Source organism: Paralimibaculum aggregatum (genome assembly GCF_030270585.1).
GTDB classification, from domain to species: Bacteria; Pseudomonadota; Alphaproteobacteria; order Rhodobacterales; family Rhodobacteraceae; genus Thermohalobaculum; species Thermohalobaculum aggregatum.
The window spans coordinates 1-22,188 of the sequence record NZ_BSYI01000044.1; the positions used below are offsets into that span (position 1 = coordinate 1).

At 67.1% G+C, this 22,188-nt stretch carries 20 protein-coding genes; 8 read left to right on the forward strand and 12 right to left on the reverse strand.

Annotated features, from left to right (window positions below; genetic code table 11):
* Window positions 1-228: 228 nt before the first annotated feature.
* A complete protein-coding gene (locus QSJ97_RS25185; protein WP_434220943.1) occupies window positions 229-546 on the forward strand; it encodes a hypothetical protein in 318 nt (105 codons plus the stop codon).
* Window positions 547-964: 418 nt separating this feature from the next.
* On the opposite strand, the gene QSJ97_RS20090 is transcribed toward QSJ97_RS25185, so the two are convergent.
* The 5 genes from QSJ97_RS20090 to QSJ97_RS20110 form a co-directional block, all read right to left on the reverse strand.
* Window positions 965-1,375, reverse strand: coding sequence for a Rieske (2Fe-2S) protein (locus QSJ97_RS20090; protein WP_285673944.1), 411 nt, complete (start codon window positions 1,373-1,375; stop codon window positions 965-967).
* Window positions 1,368-2,486, reverse strand: a complete 1,119-nt coding sequence (locus tag QSJ97_RS20095) for an amidohydrolase family protein (RefSeq protein ID WP_285673946.1) — start codon at window positions 2,484-2,486, stop codon at window positions 1,368-1,370. Before QSJ97_RS20095 ends, QSJ97_RS20090 begins: the two co-directional genes overlap by 8 nt.
* Window positions 2,483-3,568 (reverse strand): amidohydrolase family protein, encoded by a 1,086-nt coding sequence (locus tag QSJ97_RS20100; protein ID WP_285673947.1) that lies wholly within the window; start codon window positions 3,566-3,568, stop codon window positions 2,483-2,485. The genes QSJ97_RS20095 and QSJ97_RS20100 overlap by 4 nt, the downstream gene beginning before the upstream one ends.
* Before the next feature lie 172 nt (window positions 3,569-3,740).
* Window positions 3,741-4,103, reverse strand: a complete 363-nt coding sequence (locus QSJ97_RS20105) for a non-heme iron oxygenase ferredoxin subunit (RefSeq protein ID WP_285673949.1) — start codon at window positions 4,101-4,103, stop codon at window positions 3,741-3,743.
* An 84-nt stretch (window positions 4,104-4,187) separates the two neighbouring features.
* Window positions 4,188-5,411, reverse strand: a complete 1,224-nt coding sequence (locus tag QSJ97_RS20110; protein WP_285673951.1) for an NAD(P)/FAD-dependent oxidoreductase — start codon at window positions 5,409-5,411, stop codon at window positions 4,188-4,190.
* 142 nt (window positions 5,412-5,553) lie between these two features.
* Here QSJ97_RS20110 and QSJ97_RS20115 point away from each other — a divergent pair, with 142 nt between their 5' ends.
* Window positions 5,554-6,978 carry an aminotransferase-like domain-containing protein gene (locus QSJ97_RS20115; protein WP_285673952.1) on the forward strand — a complete coding sequence of 475 codons (1,425 nt, stop codon included), beginning with the start codon at window positions 5,554-5,556 and terminating at the stop codon, window positions 6,976-6,978.
* A gap of 238 nt (window positions 6,979-7,216) precedes the next feature.
* Here QSJ97_RS20115 and QSJ97_RS20120 read toward each other — a convergent pair whose 3' ends face one another.
* The 5 genes from QSJ97_RS20120 to QSJ97_RS20140 all read right to left on the reverse strand — a co-directional run bounded on the left by QSJ97_RS20120 (window position 7,217) and on the right by QSJ97_RS20140 (window position 13,015).
* Window positions 7,217-8,338 carry an ABC transporter ATP-binding protein gene (locus QSJ97_RS20120; RefSeq protein WP_285673953.1) on the reverse strand — a complete coding sequence of 374 codons (1,122 nt, stop codon included), beginning with the start codon at window positions 8,336-8,338 and terminating at the stop codon, window positions 7,217-7,219.
* Window positions 8,323-9,801 carry an amidohydrolase family protein gene (locus QSJ97_RS20125; protein ID WP_285673955.1) on the reverse strand — a complete coding sequence of 493 codons (1,479 nt, stop codon included), beginning with the start codon at window positions 9,799-9,801 and terminating at the stop codon, window positions 8,323-8,325. Before QSJ97_RS20125 ends, QSJ97_RS20120 begins: the two co-directional genes overlap by 16 nt.
* A 17-nt stretch (window positions 9,802-9,818) precedes the next feature.
* Window positions 9,819-10,646 carry an ABC transporter permease gene (locus tag QSJ97_RS20130; RefSeq protein WP_285673965.1) on the reverse strand — a complete coding sequence of 276 codons (828 nt, stop codon included), beginning with the start codon at window positions 10,644-10,646 and terminating at the stop codon, window positions 9,819-9,821.
* Window positions 10,646-11,833, reverse strand: coding sequence for an ABC transporter permease (locus QSJ97_RS20135; RefSeq protein ID WP_285673966.1), 1,188 nt, complete (start codon window positions 11,831-11,833; stop codon window positions 10,646-10,648). Before QSJ97_RS20135 ends, QSJ97_RS20130 begins: the two co-directional genes overlap by 1 nt.
* A gap of 129 nt (window positions 11,834-11,962) precedes the next feature.
* Window positions 11,963-13,015, reverse strand: coding sequence for an ABC transporter substrate-binding protein (locus tag QSJ97_RS20140; protein WP_285673968.1), 1,053 nt, complete (start codon window positions 13,013-13,015; stop codon window positions 11,963-11,965).
* 229 nt (window positions 13,016-13,244) lie between these two features.
* On the opposite strand from QSJ97_RS20140, the gene QSJ97_RS20145 reads away from it, so the two are divergent.
* From QSJ97_RS20145 to bfr, 3 genes are all read left to right on the forward strand, one after another.
* Window positions 13,245-14,162: a LysR family transcriptional regulator gene (locus QSJ97_RS20145; protein ID WP_285673970.1), complete on the forward strand. Its 918-nt coding sequence runs from the start codon at window positions 13,245-13,247 to the stop codon at window positions 14,160-14,162.
* A gap of 252 nt (window positions 14,163-14,414) precedes the next feature.
* Window positions 14,415-14,690, forward strand: a complete 276-nt coding sequence (locus tag QSJ97_RS20150; protein WP_285673972.1) for a (2Fe-2S)-binding protein — start codon at window positions 14,415-14,417, stop codon at window positions 14,688-14,690.
* The gene (gene bfr / locus QSJ97_RS20155; protein ID WP_285673974.1) at window positions 14,657-15,142 is read left to right on the forward strand and encodes a bacterioferritin; all 486 of its coding nucleotides are present in this window, start codon (window positions 14,657-14,659) and stop codon (window positions 15,140-15,142) included. Before QSJ97_RS20150 ends, bfr begins: the two co-directional genes overlap by 34 nt.
* A gap of 40 nt (window positions 15,143-15,182) precedes the next feature.
* On the opposite strand, the gene QSJ97_RS20160 is transcribed toward bfr, so the two are convergent.
* Entirely contained in the window at window positions 15,183-16,820 is a 1,638-nt protein-coding gene (locus tag QSJ97_RS20160) for a SulP family inorganic anion transporter (RefSeq protein ID WP_285673976.1), read from the reverse strand.
* Between the two features lie 135 nt (window positions 16,821-16,955).
* Window positions 16,956-18,125, reverse strand: coding sequence for a BaiN/RdsA family NAD(P)/FAD-dependent oxidoreductase (locus QSJ97_RS20165; protein ID WP_285673977.1), 1,170 nt, complete (start codon window positions 18,123-18,125; stop codon window positions 16,956-16,958).
* 162 nt (window positions 18,126-18,287) lie between these two features.
* Here QSJ97_RS20165 and QSJ97_RS20170 point away from each other — a divergent pair, with 162 nt between their 5' ends.
* Genes QSJ97_RS20170 through QSJ97_RS20180 form a run of 3 tightly spaced genes read left to right on the forward strand, consistent with a single transcriptional unit; the run spans window position 18,288 to window position 22,143 of the window.
* Window positions 18,288-19,478 (forward strand): glycosyltransferase family 2 protein, encoded by a 1,191-nt coding sequence (locus QSJ97_RS20170; protein WP_285673978.1) that lies wholly within the window; start codon window positions 18,288-18,290, stop codon window positions 19,476-19,478.
* 23 nt (window positions 19,479-19,501) lie between these two features.
* Complete coding sequence (locus tag QSJ97_RS20175) at window positions 19,502-21,202, forward strand: hypothetical protein (protein ID WP_285673979.1); 1,701 nt, start codon at window positions 19,502-19,504, stop codon at window positions 21,200-21,202.
* The gene (locus tag QSJ97_RS20180; RefSeq protein WP_285673981.1) at window positions 21,199-22,143 is read left to right on the forward strand and encodes a glycosyltransferase family 2 protein; all 945 of its coding nucleotides are present in this window, start codon (window positions 21,199-21,201) and stop codon (window positions 22,141-22,143) included. The genes QSJ97_RS20175 and QSJ97_RS20180 overlap by 4 nt, the downstream gene beginning before the upstream one ends.
* Window positions 22,144-22,188 lie beyond the last annotated feature (45 nt).

Genomic DNA, 22,188 nt, shown 5'->3' on the forward strand with positions numbered 1-22,188 from the left:
TCTCGGGCTGCAGTGCCGGAGGCGGCAGCCCGCAAAACTGGGTGTCGCCCTAGCTCGTCACTCGCATGTCGCCTTACATGAACGGGGTGAAGCCCATCCGGGCGCAGCGCTTTCCGTTCTGGTTTGTGCAGCCATGGGCGACCTGGGCGCAGCACAACCCGGTCGAAGGTCCGACGCCGATAGCACCGCCGCTGCTGACCCTAGAATACGTGAAGAAGGATCAAGGTCATGGGTGAGTTTGAGGTTAAAGTGCTGGGCGTCAAGCCGCCCGGAAAGCCGGATGGCACGCTGAAGCGTCTGATCAAGCGCAGCGGCGAGCTGCTGAAAGCCATGCTGATGCGTCCAAGGGTGCTGGTCATCGCAGGACTTGCTGGTGCCGTGATCTTCATCGGCACGCCGCCCTTCGCCCGGTCCGACCGCCTCGGCGCCGTGTCGAGATCGGCCCTGAAAATCTCGACGTCGACCACAGCCGCAAGCCCTTCGAGCGGATCGCCTGCTCTCGAAAGGGCCGCATACCGCTCATCCAGATCGAAGAAACCGCGCTGATCCGCCATGCCGCCCTCCCGCCGCCGATACAGCGACGGAATCACGCCAAGCCGTTCGATGCGAGACGTTTCTCAAGGCCTCCAATCGTCTCATTCCGGGCTCCCCGCTCTCTTCCAAAGAGCACGAGGCTACCCCGCTGCACGATCGCTCGAGACGCGTCCCTCAGCCGGAACCCGGGTGACCGGGGAGTCCCGAATCTGTGACCGGATAGGCCCGGAATGCGAACGAAAAATAGGCCGAAGACTCATCCAAAACTGCTATGCCATTTGTCAGACAAGAAGACTGAGAAAACAAACAAGCCGCCAACTCACCAAGTACTTCAAGCACTTCGCCGTAGTCAGTCAGGCCCCGGTCCAGACCTCCATGATCAGATCATGTCGAGGCGTTTCGCGCGCTACCGGGCGTTCCGAAACAGGCTCTATACTTCCACGATCAGGTAGTCGTCTTCGACAGAGACATCGAATTTCTCGACCTGCAGCTCCTCCGGAACCTCCCCCGGTGCGGCGCGCTCCACGTCGTAGCGCCGGACCTTGATATCCGCAGGCCGGCACTTCGACTTCCCCGTGCGAATGTCGAATTCCCATCCATGCCAGGGACACCGTATGAACTCGCCTTCGCGGGAATAGCGGTATTCCCCCGGCACTTCGGACTCGATCAGGCCCACCTGGCGTCCCTTGCAGAGGTCTCCGCCCTGGTGCGGGCAGCGGTTCAGGAGGGCGAACCATTCGCCATCCAGGTTGAAGATCACGATCGGACGCCCCTTGACCGACACGAGCTTCCGCGCGTTCGGCGGGATCTCCGACGCCCGTCCCACCACATGCTTACTCATGTCCGACCCCGTAAAGATTCCTGGCGTTCTCGAGGAAGAACTGCTGGCGCTGCTCCTTCGAGAGCGGTGCCGGCAGTACATGGGCGGGGTCGTCGAAATCCCAGTGCGGGTAGTCGGAGGCGAACAGGACCCGGTCCCACCCGATCCAGCCCATCACGTCGACAATATGGCTCCGGTCCTCCGGCTCCTCGATCGGCTGGCTCGTGAGCCAGACATGCTCGCGGATGTATTCCGAGGGAGGGCGCTTCACATGCGGGACTTCACTGCGCAACTGGGACCACAGCCGGTCGAGCCGCCAGGCAAGGCTTGGCAGCCAGGCGAGCCCCCCTTCCACCAGGACCAGCCTGGTGCGCGGGAACCGCTCGAACACGCCTTCGAAGACAACGCTGGAGACCAGCGACTGCATGGATTGCGAATGCGCGACCATGTCTTCCATGTAGTAGGATGGCCACCCGCCCCCCGTGACCGCCCAGCCGCCATAGCCGAAGGCATGGACGGCGACCGGAAGGCCCGCCGCCTGCGCCGCCTCGAAGATCGGCCAGTACTTGCGGTTGCCCAGCGGCTCGGCGCAGCGGCTCAGCACCTCGACCTGCACGAAGTCGGGTTTTCCCGCGCACCGCTCGATCTCCTGCACGCTTGCCGCGGGGTCTTCGTACGGCACCATGACGGAACCTCTCAGCCGCGGTTCCTTCGAGGTCCATTCGGTGATCTGCCATTCGTTCACGGCACGGCACAGCGCAGCGGCCAGTTCCTGGTTCTGCAATCCGAGGCCGACGCGCAGGGGCAGCATCACGCCGAATTCCACATTGTTGGGATCCAGATGCTGCTCTCGCATGAAGGCCAGATCGCTGCCAGGGAAACCGCCATCGGGCAGGAAGGAATCGCGCCGCGATGCCTGCGGCTGCCCCTTCGGATAGTTGGTTCCGTTCTGGAAACCGGAGCGGAGCGGCGCGCCGTACTCGGCCAGATGCGACTGCCACCGCTTCTCGAGATGCGGATAGATGTCCTGCTCCATCGACCGAGGAGCGGGGTGAATGTCGCAGTCGGCGACCCTTTGCTTGCTTGTCGGCCTGGCGCGCACGGCGCGGAGGTTGTTCTGAATCTCGTTCATTGCCGTCCTCCCTCGGATAGCCGCCGATAGGTCGCGTGCGGATTGTCTATCTTGATCTTGCTGATGAGACTGGCGGGAAAACCTTCGGGGATGGGGTCGCGGTCAAACTGCCAGTGCGGATAGTCGGTCGAATAGAGGATCAGGTCGTCGCAATCGAGATGGTCGAACAGCCGTTCCAGCTGCGCCGGGTCGGGCGGCGCATCCACCGGCTGCAGCGTGAAGCGCACGTTCGACCGCACGACCTCGATGGGGGAAACCGTGAGCCACGGCACTTCCATGCGCAGGCCATGCCAGTACTTGTCCAGCCGCCAGAGATAGGGCGGCAGCCAGGTGAAGCCGCTCTCGCTCATGACGATCTTCAGGTCCGGAAACTTCTGGAACACCCCTTCGCAGATGAGGCTCGTCAATTGCGTCTGCATTGCGGTGGACTGGCTGGCATAGTCCTGAACGTGGTAGGTCGGCCAGCCGATGCCGGTGATCGGGTGGCGATACATGCTGCCTGCATGCACGGCGACCGGGAGACCGTGGCGCTCGGCGGCCTCGTAGATCGGCCAGTAGTAGCGCTTGCCAAGCGGCATGTCGCCCATGGCCAGCATGAGCACCTGCACGAACCTCCGGTCCGGCGCGCAGCGGTCGATCTCTTCGACCGACATGGCCGGGTTCTGCATCGGCACGGCGATCGACGCCCGCAGGCGCGGGTCGCGGTCGAGCCACTCCGCCTTCATCCAGTCGTTGATCGAGCGCGCGAAGGCCCGGCCCATGTCCTCGCTGTTGAGCATCTGGAAGCCATAGAGGCAGTTGCAGATCGCGAACTCGACATCGGTGCCGTCCAGGGCCTGGCTCGCGAGTTGCTCCAGCGGCACGGCATGAAACGGCGCATTGCTGGCCCGCCATTCCGGGCGGATCGTCAGCGGCGAGTTGTTGGGATATGCGTTGGTGTCGATTTCGGGGATGCCGCGCTGCATGATGGTATCGCGCCATTGCGGCTCGAAATAGGGCAGCAGGGACTTCAGTCCCGGCAGAACAGCATGGATATCACAGTCTACTGCGCCGCGGCCCGCCAAGCTGTCATCGTATGCCATCCGTTTCCTCTCCTCATCGCCCCGAATATGGGCGCAATCTTTTTGTACTAGTATACCCAGGTCCGTTGCGATCTGGCCGGTACAGATGCGCCTCGCTCGAACCGGCCGCTACCTGCGCTGCGGTCTGCCGGTTCGACGCGCGCGCCCGATGCGCCGCGGCCTGCCCGCCGCTTCACGCGCATTTCGTCTTGCCGGCTTCCTGCGCGGTCTCTTTCGGGCAAAGGACCTCCAGGATCCCGTCGACGACCCGAAGCTCGTAGGTCTGCAGGTCCACTTCGACCGGGTCTCCCAGCGCCTTGCCGGTGCACACGTTGAAACACCCGCCATGCAGCGGACATTCGACAACGTCGCCGTCGAGCCAGCCATCCGACAAGATCGCAAAGGCGTGCGTGCAGATATTGTCGGTGGCATAGAATTCGCCATCCACCTTGTAGATGGCTATCCGACGCTCGCCGATCTCGACACCGATCATCTCCCCATCGTCGAGTTCGTTCACGTCGATGACCTGATGCCACTGCCCGTTTTCTTCCGTCACAACCGTCTCCTGTCATCCGCATGTCAAGGCCTGAACGCCGAGGTTCAGAGCAACATTCCCATCCAGCGCACCGGTCATCGGGGGTCAACCGACTGCGTCTTCCGAAGACAGCCGCACCGCTTCGCATTCGTCCACAAAACTTTCGGGCAGGCGCCCCCCTTTCAGGATGACCCGGCGCAGCATCGAGATGTCGCGGCCATTGTTGATCGCGACCGCACCCATCGGCTGCATGGCGTCATTGACCGAAACGAGCGTCCAGCCATCGGACTTCGCCGCCCGGTGCAGGAGCTGCCGTGTGCCCGCCAGCGGATCGCCGAGGCTCTGTATGTTGAGGTCGTACTGATCCGACCAGAGATAGGGCGGATCGTCGAACGCCACGTCCTCTCCCAGCATGGATGCCGCGGCGATGGCGGCCTGGTTGCCGGCGTGGCGCCAGGATTCGATCCGCCGCAGCTGCCCGGATGGCCCGCTCGGATGCCGGGTCACCTCGCCGGCTGCGAAGATGTCGGGATCGGAGGTCCGGCACTGCGCATCGACAACGATGCCGTTCTCCACCTCCAGCCCGGCCTCAGATGCCAGCTCGGTATTGGGAACGATCCCGATCCCGACGATCACGACATCCGACACCAGGCTGCCGTCCGGCAGGTTCAGCCTCAGCTGCCGCGGCCCTTCCGCGACGATCGAGCCGGGAACGGATGCCAGCATGACATCGACCCCGTTCTCACGATGCACGCCTTCGATGTAGTCGCTGACGAGACGAGGCATGCCGCGCGACAACAGCCGGTCGCGCGCCTCGACCACGGTCACATCGCAGCCGAGGGAGCGTGCCGCCGCTGCCACCTCGAGCCCGATGAAGCCGCCGCCGACGACGGTCACCCGCGCGCCCTGCCCCAGCGCGCTCCGAATCCGCTTCGCGTCGTCCAATGTCCTTATGTAATGCAGGTTTTCCCGCTCGCCTTCGAGCGGCATCTTCCTGACCCGCGATCCGGTGGCAAGCAACAGCTTGTCATAGGACAGGGTGGCGCCATCCGCCGTCGCCACGATCCTTGCGCCGCGATCCACGCGGGTTGCGCGGACACCGGCGCGAAAGTCGATCTTCTTCTGCTCGTAGTTCTCCGCATTGCTGAGCGTCAGCCCGGCCTCGTCGATCTCGCCCAGGAGGAAATCCTTGGTCAGAGGCGGCCGATCGTAAGGCAGGCCAGGCTCCTCGCCGAGCAGGGTGATCTGTGCATCGTCCGACAGGCGCCGGAGCTCCAGCGCCGCCTTGTGCCCGGCCAGCCCGCCCCCAATGATCACGAATGCCTGCATTATCGATCCCTAGCTGAAACCGGTTCGCGGTCAGACGACGACGGTTTCGTTGACAACCGAGGCGCAAGAGAGCAAAAACACTACTGTACTGATAGCATCAGAAATATCCAATATGGATCAGTACAGACTTTGGGGGCCCCGCTTGTACCGATACGAGAGGATTCTCGTCCAGATCCGCACATGGATCGCGTCCGGCATCCTGAAGCCGGGAGACCGGCTCCCCTCGGTCCGGGAAATGAGCAAGCAGACCGGCTTCAGCGCCGTGACGGTCCAGAACGCCTATGCCATTCTGGAGAGCGAAGGCGTTGTCACTGCGCGACCCCGGTCAGGCTATTATCTGAACGAGGATCAGCATGATGCGGCGCCGTTTCCGAACGGGCAGGAAGATTTCCGGGCGTCTCCCGACCGCCCGGCATCGACCCTCAAGCGCCTCTACCGGCTGAAGCGGGCCTGGCACGAACACCGTCTCGACAGTTTCGGCCACACGCATCTGAGCGACGACCTGCTGCCGCGCAAGGAAATGATCACCCACATGCTGCGCGCCCTGCGGGACCAGAACCACCGTCCGTCGGAGGTTGGCCCCGTCGAGGGAGAATCGGCCCTGCGGAAGATCATCGCGAAACGGGTCGCCATGCGCGGTCAGTTTGCGCATGCCGACGACGTGATGGTCACCAGCAGCGCCCAGTCCGCCCTGAACCTGTGCCTCGACGTCGTCACGAGCCCCGGCGATACCGTCATCATCGAGAGCCCCGGCTTCTTCCCGCTGTTCGGCGCGCTGCGTCGGCGGCAGCTCAACGTGATCGAGATCTACTCGCATCCCGATTCCGGCCTCGACCCCGATCAGCTTGGCTATCTGCTGCAGCAGAACGACATTTCCGCCTGCATCCTGATGCCGGTCCATCACTTTCCGACCGGCGTCACCTGTTCGAATGATGCACTGATGCGCATACTCGAGCTGTGCGGGGCGCAGGAGATCCCGATCATCGAATACGACATCTATGGAGAGCTCGGGCATGGCGTCGTTCCCGCATCCAGCCTGAAGAAGTTCGATCACGACGATCTTGTCCTACAGATCGGGAGTTTCTCCGAAACGCTGGGGCCCCGGTATGGCATGGCATGGATCATCAACCAGCGGTTCAGCAGCCGGCTGGTCGAGCAGTTTTTCCTGGACGACATTGCCAATCTGGACGGGGCCCTGCAGTCGGCCCTGATCCATTACTTTCAGAAGCGCAGCTATGATCGACATCTCAGAACGCTGCGCGAGGAGCTGACGCGGCGGATGCGTTTCGGCATGGAAACCCTCCGGAACGAGATGCCGAGGAATTGCATCATCTCGGAGCCGACCGGCGGGTTCATGTGCTGGATGCGGGTGTCGTCTGACTTCGATTCGCTGGAGGCCGCGTTCAAGGCGGTGGGCCGGGGGATCAGCATCGCTCCGGGCTCGCTCTTCTCGGTGACCGGCTCCTTTCGCAATTTCATCGGGCTGAACCTGTCATGCCCCTGGAGCGAAGACTACTGCCGGCGCCTCGGAACCCTGTCGGATCTGATCAGAGCCCGCACACCGTAGCTGTTGGCGTTGCCCTCAGTTGACCGGACCCCTCGGCGGGTTTTCGGGTATGCCGGAATGCGGATGGTTCCCGCCTTGGCCCTCGCACCAACCGGCGGTCGCCCGAAGCACCGCTGCGGCACCTGGCAAAAAGGGCACGCGCGCATCATCGGACCAAGCGACCCGATCCGCCCGGACTGAATGGACCAGACGATGCGGTCAGGCCGGATGCCCGCCGGGGCGGGCAGGAACCGCGAGGTCAGGGTCCGGCGCGGAAGGCCCTGCAGTTCTGCCATCCCCAGCCGAAGACGGCCTCCTGCCCCGGCCTGAAGTCGGGGCGGTTCTCGGAGTTCGGCTGCTTGAAGATCAGCTCCTGCGACCCGAAGGCTGCGAGATGGCCGCGCAACTGATCGCCAAGGAAGATGACATCGCTCAGCGTCGCGCTGAAGCGGTTGTCGCAGGCCTCGGCATCCTGCCCGATCAGGATGCGCTCCGGCCGGATCGCCAGCCTTGCCTCGTCGCCCTCGCGCAGGTCGTCGACCGCCAGGGCGGACACCTCGTCTCCGCTCTCCAGCCGGATGCGCGCCTGCCGGTCGTCCCGCCCGATCACCCGGCCGGCGAGCTGGTTGTTCTCGCCGACGAACTGCGCGACGAACAGGTTGCGCGGGCGCTCGTAGATCTCGCCCGGCGAGGCCACCTGCTGCATCACGCCATCGCTGAACACGGCGACCTCGTCGGACATCGTCAACGCTTCCTGCTGGTCATGGGTCACGTAGATCATGGTCACGTCGAGCCTGTCGTGCAGTTGCTTGAGCTCGTATTGCATCTGCTCGCGAAGCTGCCGGTCGAGCGCCCCGAGCGGTTCGTCCAGCAGGATCAGCTCCGGCTCGAAGACCAGCGCACGCGCGAGCGCCACGCGCTGCTGCTGCCCCCCCGAGAGCTGCGTCGGCCTGCGGTCCATGAACCCCTCGAGGCGGACCGTGGCCAGTGCCTTCTCCACCCGCTCGCGGCTCTCGGCACGCGGGATGTGGCGAACATCGAGCGGGAAGGCGACGTTCTCCGCCACCGTCATGTGCGGAAACAGCGCGTAGGACTGGAACACCATGCCGATGCCGCGCTTGTAGGGCGGCAGGTCGTTGATCGGACGGCCGGACAGCTCGATCGTTCCCTCCGTCACCGACTCGAAACCTGCCAGCATCATCAGCGTTGTGGTCTTGCCGGAGCCGGATGGCCCGAGCAGCGTGAGGAAGGTGCCTCGACGGACCTCGAGGTCGAGGTTGCGGACGACCAGGGTCCGGCCATCATAGCTCTTCTGCACGCCCCGGAACCTGACGAGGGGGGCCTCCGTCTCGAGTTGCGCCACGGTCAGGACCCCGTCCATCCGGCGAAGCTCGGCGGGAAGACCTCCTCGACCGTCCGGCCGGCCCAGTGATAGTCGGAGAAGCTGCCCCAGACCCGTTCCGCATTCGCCCATGCGGCATCGAGCACCGCCGCCTGGTCCCACGGCCGGAGACGCTTGTCGGCGACCACGGTGCGCCCGTCGATCACGACCCTGTCCACCATGTCGCCGGTGCCGCTGTAGACGAGGGCGCGGATCGGGTCGATCACGGGGCCTATCGTGTGGTTGTCGAAATCGACGATGGTGATGTCTGCCTTGGCGCCGGCGGACAGCCGGCCGATATCGTCGCGCCCGAGCGCCCGGGCGCCGCCGGTCGTCGCCGCGCGGAACACGTCGCGCGCCGCCGGCTCCTCGTTGTTGCGCTCGAGCAGCTTGCCCACGAGAGCGGCCATGCGCATCTCCGAGATCACGTCGGTCGGGAAGGTGTCGGTGCCAAGCGCCATGTTGATGCCGTGATCGATGTAGCGCTTGAACGTTTCGAGCGCGAAACCCCGGCGGGCATAGGCCACCGGCGAATGCGCGACGCTCGCGCCCGATGCGGCGATGGTCTCGAGATCGCCGGGAAACGGATAGGCGGTCATGCTGTGCCCGCCGAGATAGATCCCGTGGCCGAGGATCACATCGGCCCCGAGGAAACCCTCGCGCGACAGCAGCTCGACGGGCGTGAGGCCGGTCTCCCGCAGCGTGTGATGGAACTCGTAGAGCTGCTCGGCGAAATGGGTGGTGATCGGCACGCCGAGCCGGGTCGCCGCCTCGCGCGTGCGGCGGCGAAGTTCCGGCGTGCTGGCGAAGAATTCGTTCAGCACCAGGATGCCGGTCAGGCGGCTGTCGGCGTCGCAGCGGGTCTCTATGAAGCCGACGGCCTTCTCCAGCCCCTCGAACCCTGCCTTTTCGTCCCATTGCTGAACCAGGCGCCCGTCCGGGGCATATCGGTAGCCGGCGGCCGAGAAGGCCGGGGAATATGCCATCCTTATGCCGCATTCCGCAGCCAGCGCGGCAACCGTCTCGCCATCGTCCGGCGCGCCGTCGTCCATCTCGAGGATCGTCGTCACGCCGGCGAGGAGATGCGTCGAGAGGCAGAAGCGTATCGCCTCCTCGTGATTGGTGGGGGCGAGGAAGGTCGGCCCGCCGTCGAGCTTGCTCCCGGCATAGTTGGTGAAGCCGCTGCGCAGGAAGTTTCGCCGGCCGCCGTCGATCACCATGCGGTAGCCTTCGTTGATCCGCAGATGGGTATGCGTGCTGATCAGGCCCGGGATCACCAGACGGCGCCGGCCTCTGACGACGCCGTCGGCATCGCCGCTCCAGTCGCGCCCGACATGGATGATCCGGTCTCCGCGATAGACGACGACGCCATCCTCGATGATCCGGTGGTCCTCGCCGTCATGCGCCACCACCCAGTCGCCATGCACCACGGTTGTCCGCGCATCGCCATCGTCTGACATCATGGATCGCTTTCCCGCACTCATTGTTTGCCTTGTATCCGCCTGCCCTGGCGGCGCAGCCATTCGGCCAGCAGCATCACCAGAACCGAGACCAGCATCAGGACGACCGCAGCCGCCGCGATGGTGGGGTTGATCGTCTCCTGTACGCCCGACCAGAGCTGCCGCGGCAGGGTCCGCTGCTCGGGCGACGCGACGAAGAGTGTCAGGATCAGTTCGTCGAAGGAGGTGATGAAGGCGAACAGGCCGCCGCTCAGCACCCCCGGAAGGATCAGCGGGAGGGTCACCCTCGCGAAGGCCTGGCGTGGCGTCGCGCCCAGCACCAGCGCCGCCCGGAGCAGGTTGGCGTCGAAGTTCTTGAGCGTGGCGTTGACCGTCACCACGACGAAGGGGATCGCCAGCGCGGTATGGCCGAAGATCAGCCCCGGATAGGTGCCGACGATGCCGAGCCGCGAGTAGAAGTAGAAGGCCGAGACCGCATAGATGATCACCGGCACGATCAGCGGCGTGATCAGGAACACGGCAACCGCCGGCACGAGGCGGGATCGCAGCCGGTTCAGCCCGAGCGCGGCGAAGGTGCCGAGCGTCGTCGCCAGCACCGTCGTCGGGACCGCGATCAGCACGCTGTTCCACGTCGCCTGGACCCACAGCCGTTCGGTGAAGAACTCCTCGTACCAGCGCCCCGAAAGCCCGGGGAGCGGATAGATCAGCAGCGTGCCCGAGGTCAGCGAGAGCGGCACGATGACGATCATCGGCGCGACGAGCACGACCAGGATGACCAGCGCCGCGATGCGGGTGCCGCGAAAGACGAGACGCTCGACAAGCGAGGCCTGGTTGGGTGCGCCGGCCATCAGCGCGCCTTCAGCCGGTCGAGCCCGACGAGCCGGGCCAGCGCCGCATAAAGCACCACCACCATCAGCAGCAGGATGCCGGCGAGCGACGCCGCCATGCCCCAGTTGACCGAGGTCGAGGTGAAATAGGCGATGAAGTGGGCGATCATCTGGTCACGCGGCCCGCCGACCAGCGCCGGTGTGATATAGTAGCCGAGCGCCAGGACGAACACGAGCGAGCATCCCGCGATGATTCCCGGCATGACCTGAGGCAGATAGACCCTGCGGAACACGGTCGATGGCGGCGCGCCCAGTCCCGCCGCGGCGCGGGTGAGATCGCCGCCGACGCCCTTCATCACGCTGTAGAGCGGCAGCACGAGGAAGGGCAGCAGCACATGGGTCATCGCGATATAGACGCCGAGCCGGTTGTAGATCAGCGTCAGCGGTGCATCGATCAGGCCGAGCCGTTCCAGAACCTGGTTGACGAGGCCATTGCGCTGCAGCAGCACGATCCAGGCTGTCGTGCGCACGAGCAGCGAGGTCCAGAACGGCAGCAGCACCAGCACCAGCATCCAGCTGCTGAGCCGCGGCCCCGAAGAGGCCATGACATAGGCCAGCGGAAAGCCGAGCACGAGGCAGAGCAGGGTCACCGCGATGCTGATCCAGGCCGTCCGGACGAGGAGATCGACGAAGAGGCGCCGCTCCGGCGGGATCGTCCGGATGCCCTCGGGCCCGCGTTCGAGGTCCAGCGATGCGAGGAGATAGAGCGGTGTGAGCCAGCTCCGCTCCTGCTGGATCACGCGCCAATGGGCCGGGTCCGACCAGCGCTTGTCGATCGCGATCAGCGCTTCGCGGCCGAGCGGTCCCTCGTGCCGGCGCAGGCCCGTGAAGGTCCGCATGACGAGGCTGCGATAGCCCGTCAGGTTGTGGTTCAGCCGCCGGCCGAGGCTGGCTGCGGCGGTAATGTCGGGCAACGCGGTGAAATCCTCGCCGAGCGCCATGAACAGGCTCTCGTCGGGCAGATCCTGGCCGTTCCAGCCCCCGATTTCCGCCATCGTCCGGGGCATCGCGCCCACCAGATCGGTGTTGTCCACGGATCTCAGCAGGAACGCCCCGATCGGCACGGCAAAGAAGAACGCCATGAACAGCAGTGACGGGGCAACCAGGAGCCAGCCGACAAGCTCGCGGCGGCGGTCGGCGCGCTCCACCTTCCGGCGGAGGCGCCTGGTTCCATCGATTGGCGCTGAACTCGAAATGGTCCCAACTCCCCCAAGGCACCGCAGGACACGGCCGATCGGCCGGGCCGGAAGGGTGGCCGCGGCCTGCGAAACCCGGCGTTACTGCGCTGCCCAGGTGGCGAGGCGCTGCGTCAGGCTCTCGAGGTTGTCGATCCAGAACTGGATGTATGCCTCTCCGCCCTGGATATACGCCTTGTCCATGTACTCGCTCGGCAGCGTCTTGAGCAGCTCGGGATCGACGAACTCGAGCGCCTGCTTGTTCGGCGGACCGTAGCGCATGCGGTTCGAGAACCTGGCGAGCGGCTCGGCCGAGGATGCGTAGGTGATGAAGTCGATGGCGAGCTCGCGCTCGGACGTTCCCGCCATCACCGCGAGATACTGGTTGCCCAGCACGAAGCCTGCCTCGAACGCGTACCGGAAGTTCCGGTTCTCGGTCTTGTTCATCGTCGCGACCCGTCCGTTCCAGACATAGGCCATCGCGACCTCGCCGGTGGCGAGGATCTGCACCGACTCGGCGCCGCTCCGCCACCAGTGGATGTGGTCCCGGATCTCCTCAAGCTTGGCGAAGGCCCGGTCGATCCCCTCGGGCGTCGACAGCGTCGCAATGATCTGGTCCGGCGGGACACCGTCGGCCATCAGGGCGATCTCGAGCGTGCTGGCCCGGAAGAGAAGCCCGCGCTTGCCCGGCCAGGTCTCGACATCCCAGAAATCGGCCCAGCTCTTCGGCGGATTGTCGCTGAACACGTCGCCGTCATATGCGAGCCCGCCAACGACGCTCATGATCGGAACAGCGCAATCGGTCACGCCGCCGGCATCCGCGAAATCGGCCGGGTCCAGGTGCTCGGACCAGTCCACCTGCTCGATGTAGCCCTCGTTGCAGGCCAGCGACATGTGGTTGAGCGTGATCTCGACCACATCCCATTGCAGGTTGCCGGTCTCGACCTGCGTGCGCAGGCGCGCGTATTCCTGGCTCCAGTTGTCCTCGACGATCTCCACGCCGCGCTCGGCGGCAAAGGGTTCGTACCAGGCTTCGCGCGAAGCCTCGGCAACCGCTCCCCCATTGTTGACGATTCGCAGCGTCTCTCCGGCGTAGACCCGATCGGCGAGCCCGAAGGCCAGCACCCCGATCACCGACAGCAAGGCCGGCGTCATTCTGTTCTTCATTGTCCGTTCCCCCTATTGTGGCAGGAGCCTTGGCAATTCGGAAATCGCCAGGGCGAGATCTGGAACCGTCCTCCCGATATCTTGTTTTTCTCAAATACGGCGGAAAGCTTTTCTGCCGTTACCGACACCCGGTTGGCAGAAAGAGTTGCAGCCCCTTCCACTTTGTGTAAATACCAATCTTGAGAAGCTTACTTTGGATTTCCAAGAGGTAATAGGCGTGCCGGCCCGGGTGGACGACGTCGATTTCCGCTTGTTGCGGCTCTTCGCAAGCATCGTGGAATCCGGCGGTTTCGCGGCGGCGCAGGTCGCGCTCAACATCAGCCCCTCGACGATCAGCACGCGCATGGCCCAGCTCGAGGCGCGGCTCGGGATGCGGCTCTGCCGCCGCGGCCGGGGTGGCTTCGCCCTCACCGCGGAGGGGCAGCGCGTCTACCAGGCATGCCTGCAACTCTTTGCGGCCACGGAAGATTTCCGCGCCGAGGTCAGCGGCGTGAAGGGCCGTCTTTCCGGCGAGCTGCGCGTAGGGGTCGTCGACAATACCGCAACCAATTCCCGCTCGCGGATGATCGAGGCGCTTGCCGCCGTCAAGGATCGCGGCAGCGACGTGGTCATCAGCCTGTCGATCATGGCGCCGAACGATCTCGAGATGGCGATGGCCGAGGGCCGGCTCGACGCCGCCGTCGGCGCCTTCTACCGGCAGCTTCCGATGTTCGAATATGTGCCGGTCTTTCGCGAGCGGCTGCATCTCTACTGCGCGCGCGGGCACCCCTTCTTCGATCGGCCCGGGGAGGATATCGGCAGGGAGGAGCTGGAGGCGGCGGCCTTCGCCGGGCGTGCCTATGTCTACGAAGGCGAGGGCGAGCCGTTCAATCTGCGCTTCAGCCCCGCCACCGCCACACTGCACATGGAGAGCCTTGCAATGCTCGTCCTGACCGGCCGGTACCTGGGCTTCCTGCCGGATCACTACGCGGCGATCTGGGTCGCCCGGGGGGAAATGCAGGCGCTCCTGCCGCAGGAGATCGGCATCGACAGCGAGTTCACGCTGGTCCTTCGCCGGGGCATGACGCGGACCTTGCTGCTCGAGGCCTTCATCGAAAGCTTCCTGTCGCTTCAGGACGCCGGGCCGGCAAGCTGAGATCCCGCTGCGATTTCCGGGGCCCGGTTCCGGCGCCCGGACGGCACCGGATCGAATGCCGGCGACAGGCGCGGCCGGGCGGCGCGAGCCCCGGGCTGCCGAGGAGTTGGCGCGCCGCTGGCCCGGCCCGGGGTGCGCCCGGAGATCACAGGCCGTTAGCCGAGTGAAAAACTCGGATTGACAATTCCGAGTGTTTCACTCAGATCTCAAGGACGGCCTGCCGAAGGCCCTCGTCGAACCGGGAGCGCGCCCATGATCGTCTGCCATTGCCGGGCCATCACCGACCGCGACATCCATGCTGCGATTGACTGGATGCGTGCGGCCGACAAGGATACGCTCATCACACCGGGCAAGGTTTATCGCGCCCTCGGCAAGACACCCGACTGCGGCGGTTGCCTGCCGCTCTTCCTGGGAACCATGCGCGACAATCCGAACCTGGATATCCCCATGCAACTCCGCAATCTCCGGGCCGGAGCCACACAGGAAGACCGAGCATGCAAGGCGACGCGAAAGTCATCGACTATCTGAACCGGGCACTCCGCAGCGAGCTGACCGCGATCAGCCAGTACTGGCTGCACTACAAGCTGCAGGAGGACTGGGGCCTCAGCCACATGGCCAAGAAGAGCCGCGAGGAAAGCATCGAGGAGATGAACCACGCGGACAAGCTGATCGCCCGGATCATCTTCCTCGAGGGCCATCCCAACCTGCAGAAGCTGGACCCGCTGCGCATCGGCCAGACCCCCCGGGAGACGCTGGAATGCGACCTCGCCGCCGAGCAGGAGGCCCGGGCGCTCTACAAGGAGGCGCGGGAATACTGCCGCGAGGCCGGGGACTATGTGAGCATGGCGCTGTTCGAGGAGCTGCTGGCCGACGAGGAGGGCCATATCGACTTCCTCGAGACCCAGATCGACCTGCACGACCGCGTCGGCAAGGAGAACTACGCCCAGCTCAATGCCTCGAGGATGGACGAGGCGGAGTGACCCGATCCGCGGGGGCGCCCAGGCGCCCCCGAAACGCGCTTCAGTGCGCGCCCTCGAAGAGCCCCACCTTCACCGAATAGTCCACCGCCACCTGGTAATCCGGGTCGTCGTCGGATTCGTCAAACAGCAGCCCGGTCCGCGAGAGCAGCCGGTAGCAGTCGCGCGAGAGATGGCGCAGCCGGATCGACTTGCCGGCCTGATTGTAGCGCGCGGAGACGCCCTCGATCGCCGAGAGGGCCGACTGGTCGAACACCCGGCTGTTCGCGAAATCGAGGATCACCGTATCCGGATCGCGCTCCGGGTCGAAGAGCTCGCCGAAACCGGAGGCCGAGCCGAAGAAGAGCGGACCCTGGATGCGGTAGACCTTCTCGCCATCGGGGCCGGTCTCGGCGATCGCGTCGATCCGCTTGGCGCTCTCCCAGGCATACCAGAGCGCCGAGGCGATCACGCCGACCACCACCGCGATGGCGAGGTCCTCCCAGACCGTCACGACGGTGACGAGCAGCATCACGAAGGTCGCGTGCAGCGGCACCACGCGCATGATGCGGAAGGTGTTCCAGGCGAAGGTGCCGATCACCACCATGAACATCACGCCGACCAGCGCCGCCAGCGGGATCTGCTCGATCAGCGGCGAGCCGATCAGGATGAAGCTCAGCAGGAACAGCGCCGCCGAGATGCCGGAGAGCCGGCGCCGCCCGCCGGAGCGCACGTTGATCATCGACTGGCCGATCATCGCGCAGCCGCCCATGCCGCCGAAGAAGCCGGTGACGATGTTGGCCGCGCCCTGGGCGATGCACTCCTTGCTGGCGCCGCCGCGCTGACCGGTCATGCGGTTGACCAGGTTGAGCGTCAGCAGGCTCTCGATCAGGCCGATGGCGGCGAGGATCACCGCATAGGGCAGGATGATCCAGAGCGTCTCGAAGGAGAGCGGCACCAGAGGCAGGTGAAAGCTCGGCAGCCCGCCCTCGATCGAGGCCATGTCGCCGACCCGCGGCACGTCGATGTCGAGCCCGATCACCACGAGCGCAACGATGCCGATCCCGGCCAGCGGCGCCGGCACCACGGTGGTGAGCCGCGGCAGCAGCCAGATGATCGCCATGGTCAGCGCGACCAGCAGCAGCATGGTGGCGAGCGGCCAGCCGGTGAGCCATTCGCCCCCCGCGATCCCGTGGCCCGCAGCTTCCGCGGTGCCCGGCACCTGGAATTGCCCGAGCTGCGCGAGGAAGATCACGATCGCCAGCCCGTTCACGAAGCCGAGCATCACCGCATGCGGCACCATGCGGATGAACTTGCCGAAGCGCAGCACCCCGGCGGCGACCTGCAGCAGCCCCATCAGCACCACGGTGGCGAAGAGATACTCCACCCCGTGCTGCGCCACCAGCGCCACCATCACCACCGCGAGCGCGCCGGTGGCGCCGGAGATCATCCCCGGGCGGCCGCCGAAGATCGCGGTGATGAGCCCGACGAGGAAGGCCGCGTAGAGCCCCACCAGCGGATGCACCCCGGCGACGAAGGCGAAGGCCACCGCCTCCGGAACCAGCGCCAGTGCCACGGTGAGCCCGGAGAGCAGCTCGGTGCGGATCTCGCCGGCAGAGATCGGCTGGCCGGCAAGCGCCCGGGCGGCGCCGCGCGGGAAGCTCTCCTCGAGGTTCCTCACGAAGTCGGTATACATGGACATCTGGCTTGGGCTCGCTGTCGAAAGGCTCGCATTGCACGGAAGCCCGGGACCTAGCACGCTGCCCCGTCAGCTTCTACCGCAGTTGCGAAAAAACAGAGTTTCGATCGCGCATCAGGTGCGGAAAGCCGCCTTGCGTCAGCGGCAGGCCTCGGCGATCGCGCGCCCGGCGGCATGACCCGAAGACCAGGCCCACTGGAAGTTGTAGCCGCCGAGCCAGCCGGTCACGTCCACCGCCTCGCCGATGGCGTGGAGCCCGGGCACGCCGCGTGCGCCCATGGTTTTGGAAGACAGGCAGGCGGTGTCGATGCCGCCGGCGGTGACCTCGGCCTTGGCATAGCCCTCGGTGCCGGTGGGGTGGAGGGCGAGGTGCTCCAGCTCCGCCGCGGCGCGATCGAGCACGGCATCGGGCACGTTGCCGAGCTCCTTCGCGATACCGATCCGCGCGGCCATCGCCTCGGCCAGCCGGCTCGGCAGGTGCTCGGCCAGCGCCGCCTTCAGATGCGCCCGCGGCATCCGCCGCTTGGCTGCGCGGAGCTTCTCCGCCGCCCCGGCCAGCACGGTCAGCGTCACCGGATCGCCCTCACGCCAGTAGGACGAGACCTGCAGGATCGCCGGGCCGGAGAGCCCGCGATGGGTGAAGAGCGCCGCCTCCTCGAAGCGTGCGCCGTTCACCTGCGCCGCGACCGGGAAGGCGACCCCGGCCAGCGCGCGGAACTCGGCCTCCGCCTCGCCGAGCCGGAAGGGCACCAGCGCGGGCCGCGGCGTCACCACGCCAAGGCCGAAGCGCCGGGCGATGTCGTAGGCGATGCCGGTGGCGCCCATCTTCGGGATCGAGGGCCCGCCGGTGGCGATCACCAGATGCCGGGCCGCGGCGCCGGCCACGCGGAACCGGCCGTCGCCATGCCCGATCTCGCCGATCTCCGCGCCGAGCCGGATCTCGACGCCGCCCATCCGGCACTCCTCGAGCAGCATCTCGACGATCTGCCGTGCCGAGCCGTCGCAGAACAGCTGGCCGAGGGTCTTCTCGTGCCAGGCGATGCCATGGCGCTCGACCAGATCGAGAAAGTCCCACTGCGTGTAGCGGCTGAGCGCCGAGCGCGCGAAATGCGGGTTCCCGGAGAGGAAGCACTCCGGCGCGGCGCCCATGTTGGTGAAGTTGCACCGCCCGCCGCCGGAGATCAGGATCTTCCTGCCCGGCCGGTCGGCATGGTCGAGCACGAGCACGCGGGCGCCCGCCTGCCCCGCCGTCGCCGCAGCGAGGAGCCCGGCACCGCCCGCCCCGAGGATGATCGCGTCATACAGCATCGGGCGCCTTCTAAGCCGGCAGCGCGCCGACCGAAAGCGCCGCGTTCGCCGCGCCTGTTCCGGGCTGCCCGCCAGACCGCCGGCCAGCGGGACTTGATTGGAATCCGCCGGCTTCTGTGCGACACCCCGTGGTCGACGGCGCTACGGGGGAGTGGTCTGCTCATGGATGGAGCTGCGGAGTCGGTTTCCTTTGTCCTGCCATGCCTCAACGAGGCAGAGACCATCGAGTGGTGCGTGCGCCGGGCGCGGCTGGCCGCCGAGAAGATCGAGGCGCTGCACGGCATTCCGAGCGAGATCATCGTCGCCGACAACGGCAGCACCGATGGCAGCCGCGAGCTTGCCGAGGCGGCCGGCGCGCGGGTGGTGCCGGTGGCCGAACGCGGCTATGGCGCGGCGCTGCTCGGCGGCTTCCGGGCGGCATGCGGCACCTATCTGGTGATGGGCGACAGCGACCGCTCCTATGATTTCGTCGACGCCCTGCCCATGGTGGCGGCGCTGCGCGAGGGCGCCGATCTCTGCATGGGGTCGCGCTTTCGCGGCGAGATCAAGCCCGGCGCCATGCCGTGGAAGAACCGGCATATCGGCAATCCGGTGCTCTCGGGCATCCTGCGGCTGCTGTTCCGCACCGATATCGGCGATGCCCATTGCGGGCTGCGCGCGCTCAGCAAGTCCGCCTTCGAGCGCATGCGCCTGTCATCGACCGGCATGGAGTTCGCCTCCGAGATGGTGCTGAAGGCGGTGCTCATGGAGATGCGGATCGCGGAGGTTCCGGTGACGCTCTGGCCCGACGGGCGCGGGCGGCCCCCGCATCTGCGGCCCTGGCGCGACGGCTTCCGGCATCTCGTCTACATGCTGCTGCTGAGCCCGACCTGGCTGTTCCTGGCGCCGGCGGGCGCGATGTTCCTGCTCGGCCTCGCGGTCATCGCGGCGCTGCTGCTCGCGGGGGATGCGCCGGTGCTGCGCTTCGGCGGCTTCTTCATCGGCGACCACTGGGCGATCGTCGCCAGCGCGATGCTGATCGTCGCGGTGCAGGCGGCGCTGATGGGGCTGACGGCGCTGCTCTACACCTATCGCGAGGGGATACGCCGGCCGAACGGTATCGCGATGGCGCTGCTGCAGCACTCGCGGCTGCAATACTGGATCCTCGCCGGCCTCGTCCTGAGTGCCGCCGGCATCGCCGGCATCGTCCATATCGCGCTGGTCTGGGTCGCCTCGGGCTACGGTCCGCTCAACGAGATCCGGGGGCTCGTCGCCTGGGCCACCTGTTTCGTCATCGGCACGCAGGTCTTCTTCTCGGGTTTCCTTCTGTCGGTGGTCTCCGGGCACCGCTCGCGGCATGCGTTCGATCCCTGACGGCGCGGCAGGAGGCGACGGCGATGTCGACGATCCATTCCTTCGCGCTGATGCTGCTTCTCGGCGCATCGGCGGCGGTGCTGGAGCTGTCGGGCCTCACCTTCCAGACGATGTCGCACACGATCTGGGTGGTCGTCGGCGTGCCGGGCCTGCTGGCAGTGCTCGGCTGCCTCGCCGGCGCGGTGCTGTTCGAGCGGCTGGCCGGCGCCGGGCTCGTCGCGCGGCTTGAGCGGCTCGACCCGGGCCGGGTGCCGGTCTGGGCGATCGCGGTCGCGGCCACGGCGCTTGCCGCCATCGCCGTGCAGCTCGTGCATCACGACCACGCCTTCTCGATGGACGAGTGGATGACCCGGTTCCAGGGCGCACTGTTCGCCGAAGGCCGGCTCACCGGAACGATCCCGGCCGAGTTCCTGCCCGAACGCCGCGCCCTGTACCACGACTTCGCCAGGATCGACGGCGCGACCGGGGCGGTCGCCAGCGGCTACCTGCCGGGGATGGCGGCGCTGCATGGGCTCTTTGCGCTGGTCGGAGCCGGCAGCTATGCCGCGAGCGCGATGGTCGGGCTCTCGGTGATCCTGGTCGCCGCGGTGGCGCGCCAGATCTGGCCGGGACAGGCGGCCCCCGCGGTGGTCGCGGCGCTGCTCGTCGCCACCTCGCAGCAGGTGCTCGCGGCCGGCAGCACCTCCTATGCGATGCAGGCCCATCTCGCGCTCAACCTGCTCTGGCTCTGGCTCTTCCTGCGCGACCGGCCGGTCTGCCATGGCCTCGCGGCACTGGTCGGCATCGCCGCCGCCTCGATGCACCAGATCCACGTGCATGCCTTCTTCGCACTGCCCTTCCTGCTCGGCCTGCTGCGGCCGTTCCGCCCGGGGCTCCTGCTCTGGTACGGCGTCAGCAACCTGCTCGGGCACCTGCTGCTCCTGTCCTGGGACCCGTTGGGCTGGGCCGGCGCCGCATCGGCCGCGCCCGCCCCGGCGACGGGCGCGGTGGCCGCGACGCTCGCGCGGATCGCCGGCTGGCCGGGCCTCGAGGCCTGGGCCACGGTCTACGGCAATCTCGTCCGGCTGCTCGCCTGGCAAAGCCTGGCGCTGCTGCCGCTGCTCCTCGCCTGGGCGGCCCGGGGCAGCCGGCAGCGGGTGCTGCTGATGCTGGCTGCCTCGGTGGTCACGACCTTCCTGCCCTATCCGATCCTGATGCCCGATCAGGGCCATGGCTGGGGCTACCGCTATCTCCATGGCATCATCGGCAATCTCGCGCTGCTCGGGGCCGCGGGATGGATGGCGATCGCCGGGCGGGCAGAACTGGCCCGGCTGCGCGCCGCGGTGCTGCTGCTCCTGCTGCTCACACCGTTCGTGATGCTTCCGCTGCGCGGGGCGCTGATGCGCGATCTGGTCGGGCGCTATGCCGAGGCGGAACGGCTGGTCGCGCGCGATGCCGGGATCGTCGTGGTCGATGATGTCGGCATCTACTACGGCGCCGATCTGGTGCGGAACGACCCCTTCCTTGAGGAGCGCCCGCTGCGGATGCGGCTGAGCCTGCTCGACCCGGCGCAGATCGCCAGGCTCTGCCGGGCGCACCGGCTGGCCTACATGGCGCCGTCGGAGGCGGCGCCGCTCGGCCTCGCCGTGCCGGACCCACAGGCCCTCGCCGGGCGCTGGCCCGGCTATCGCGCCCGCATCGAGGCCCTCCGCGCCTGCCCCGGCGGCGCCGAGGCGGTGCAATGACCCGACTGAGCGTGGTGATCCCGGTCTACAACGGCGCCGCCACGCTCGGGCGCACGCTCGGCTCGCTCGACGGGCAGGCACGGCTCGGGGAGGTCGAGATCGTCGCCGTCGACCAGGCCTCCGGCGACGGCTCGCGCGAGATCCTCGAGCGCCATGCCGCCAGGTTGCCGTTGCGCGTGCTCGACGCGCCGGACTGCCGCAACTGGATGCAGACCACCAATGCGGGGCTGCGCGCGGCGCGGGGGCCGCTCGTCTCGATGCTGCACCAGGACGACATCTGGCTGCCCGGGCGCGTCGCGGCGATGCTCACCCTCGCCGAGCGCCATCCGGAGGCAGCGCTCTGGCTGCACGCCGCCTGGTTCATCGACGGGCAGGACCGCAGGCTCGGCCGGTTCTCGCCCCCCTTCGGCCGGCGCGCGCGGCTGATCGACAGCGAAACCGCGCTCGCCACGCTCCTGGTGCAGAACACCGTGGCGCTGCCGGCCGCCATGTTCCGCCGCGAGGCCGCGCTCGCCCGCGGCGGGCTGTCGGAGGATCTCTGGTACACCGCCGACTGGGATCTCTGGCTGGCGCTCGCCCGGCAGGGGCCCGTGGCCTGGACGCCGGAGCGGCTCGCCGGGTTCCGCATCCATGCCGGATCGCAGACGGTGACGGGCTCTCGCGATCTCGAGGACTTCGCCGCACAGCACCAGATCCCGCTCGCGCGGCACGGAGCGGCGCTCGGCGGGCGCCGGGGGCGGCAGGCACGGGCGCTCGGCGCGGCGGCGGCGGGCATCAACCTGGCGCTGGTATCACGGCTCCACGGCAGGCCCCGCCCGGTCTGGCCGCTGCTCGGCGAGATCCTGAGGCTCGGGCCGCTCGGCTGGGGGCCGCTGCTGGTGCGCAGCCAGATCCTCCAGCGCCTCGTGCCGCGGCTGCGAGCGCTCCGCCGGCGCGGCTGAGGCGGCCGGGCTGGCGGCATAGCCCCGGCCGGTGTATCAGGCGGG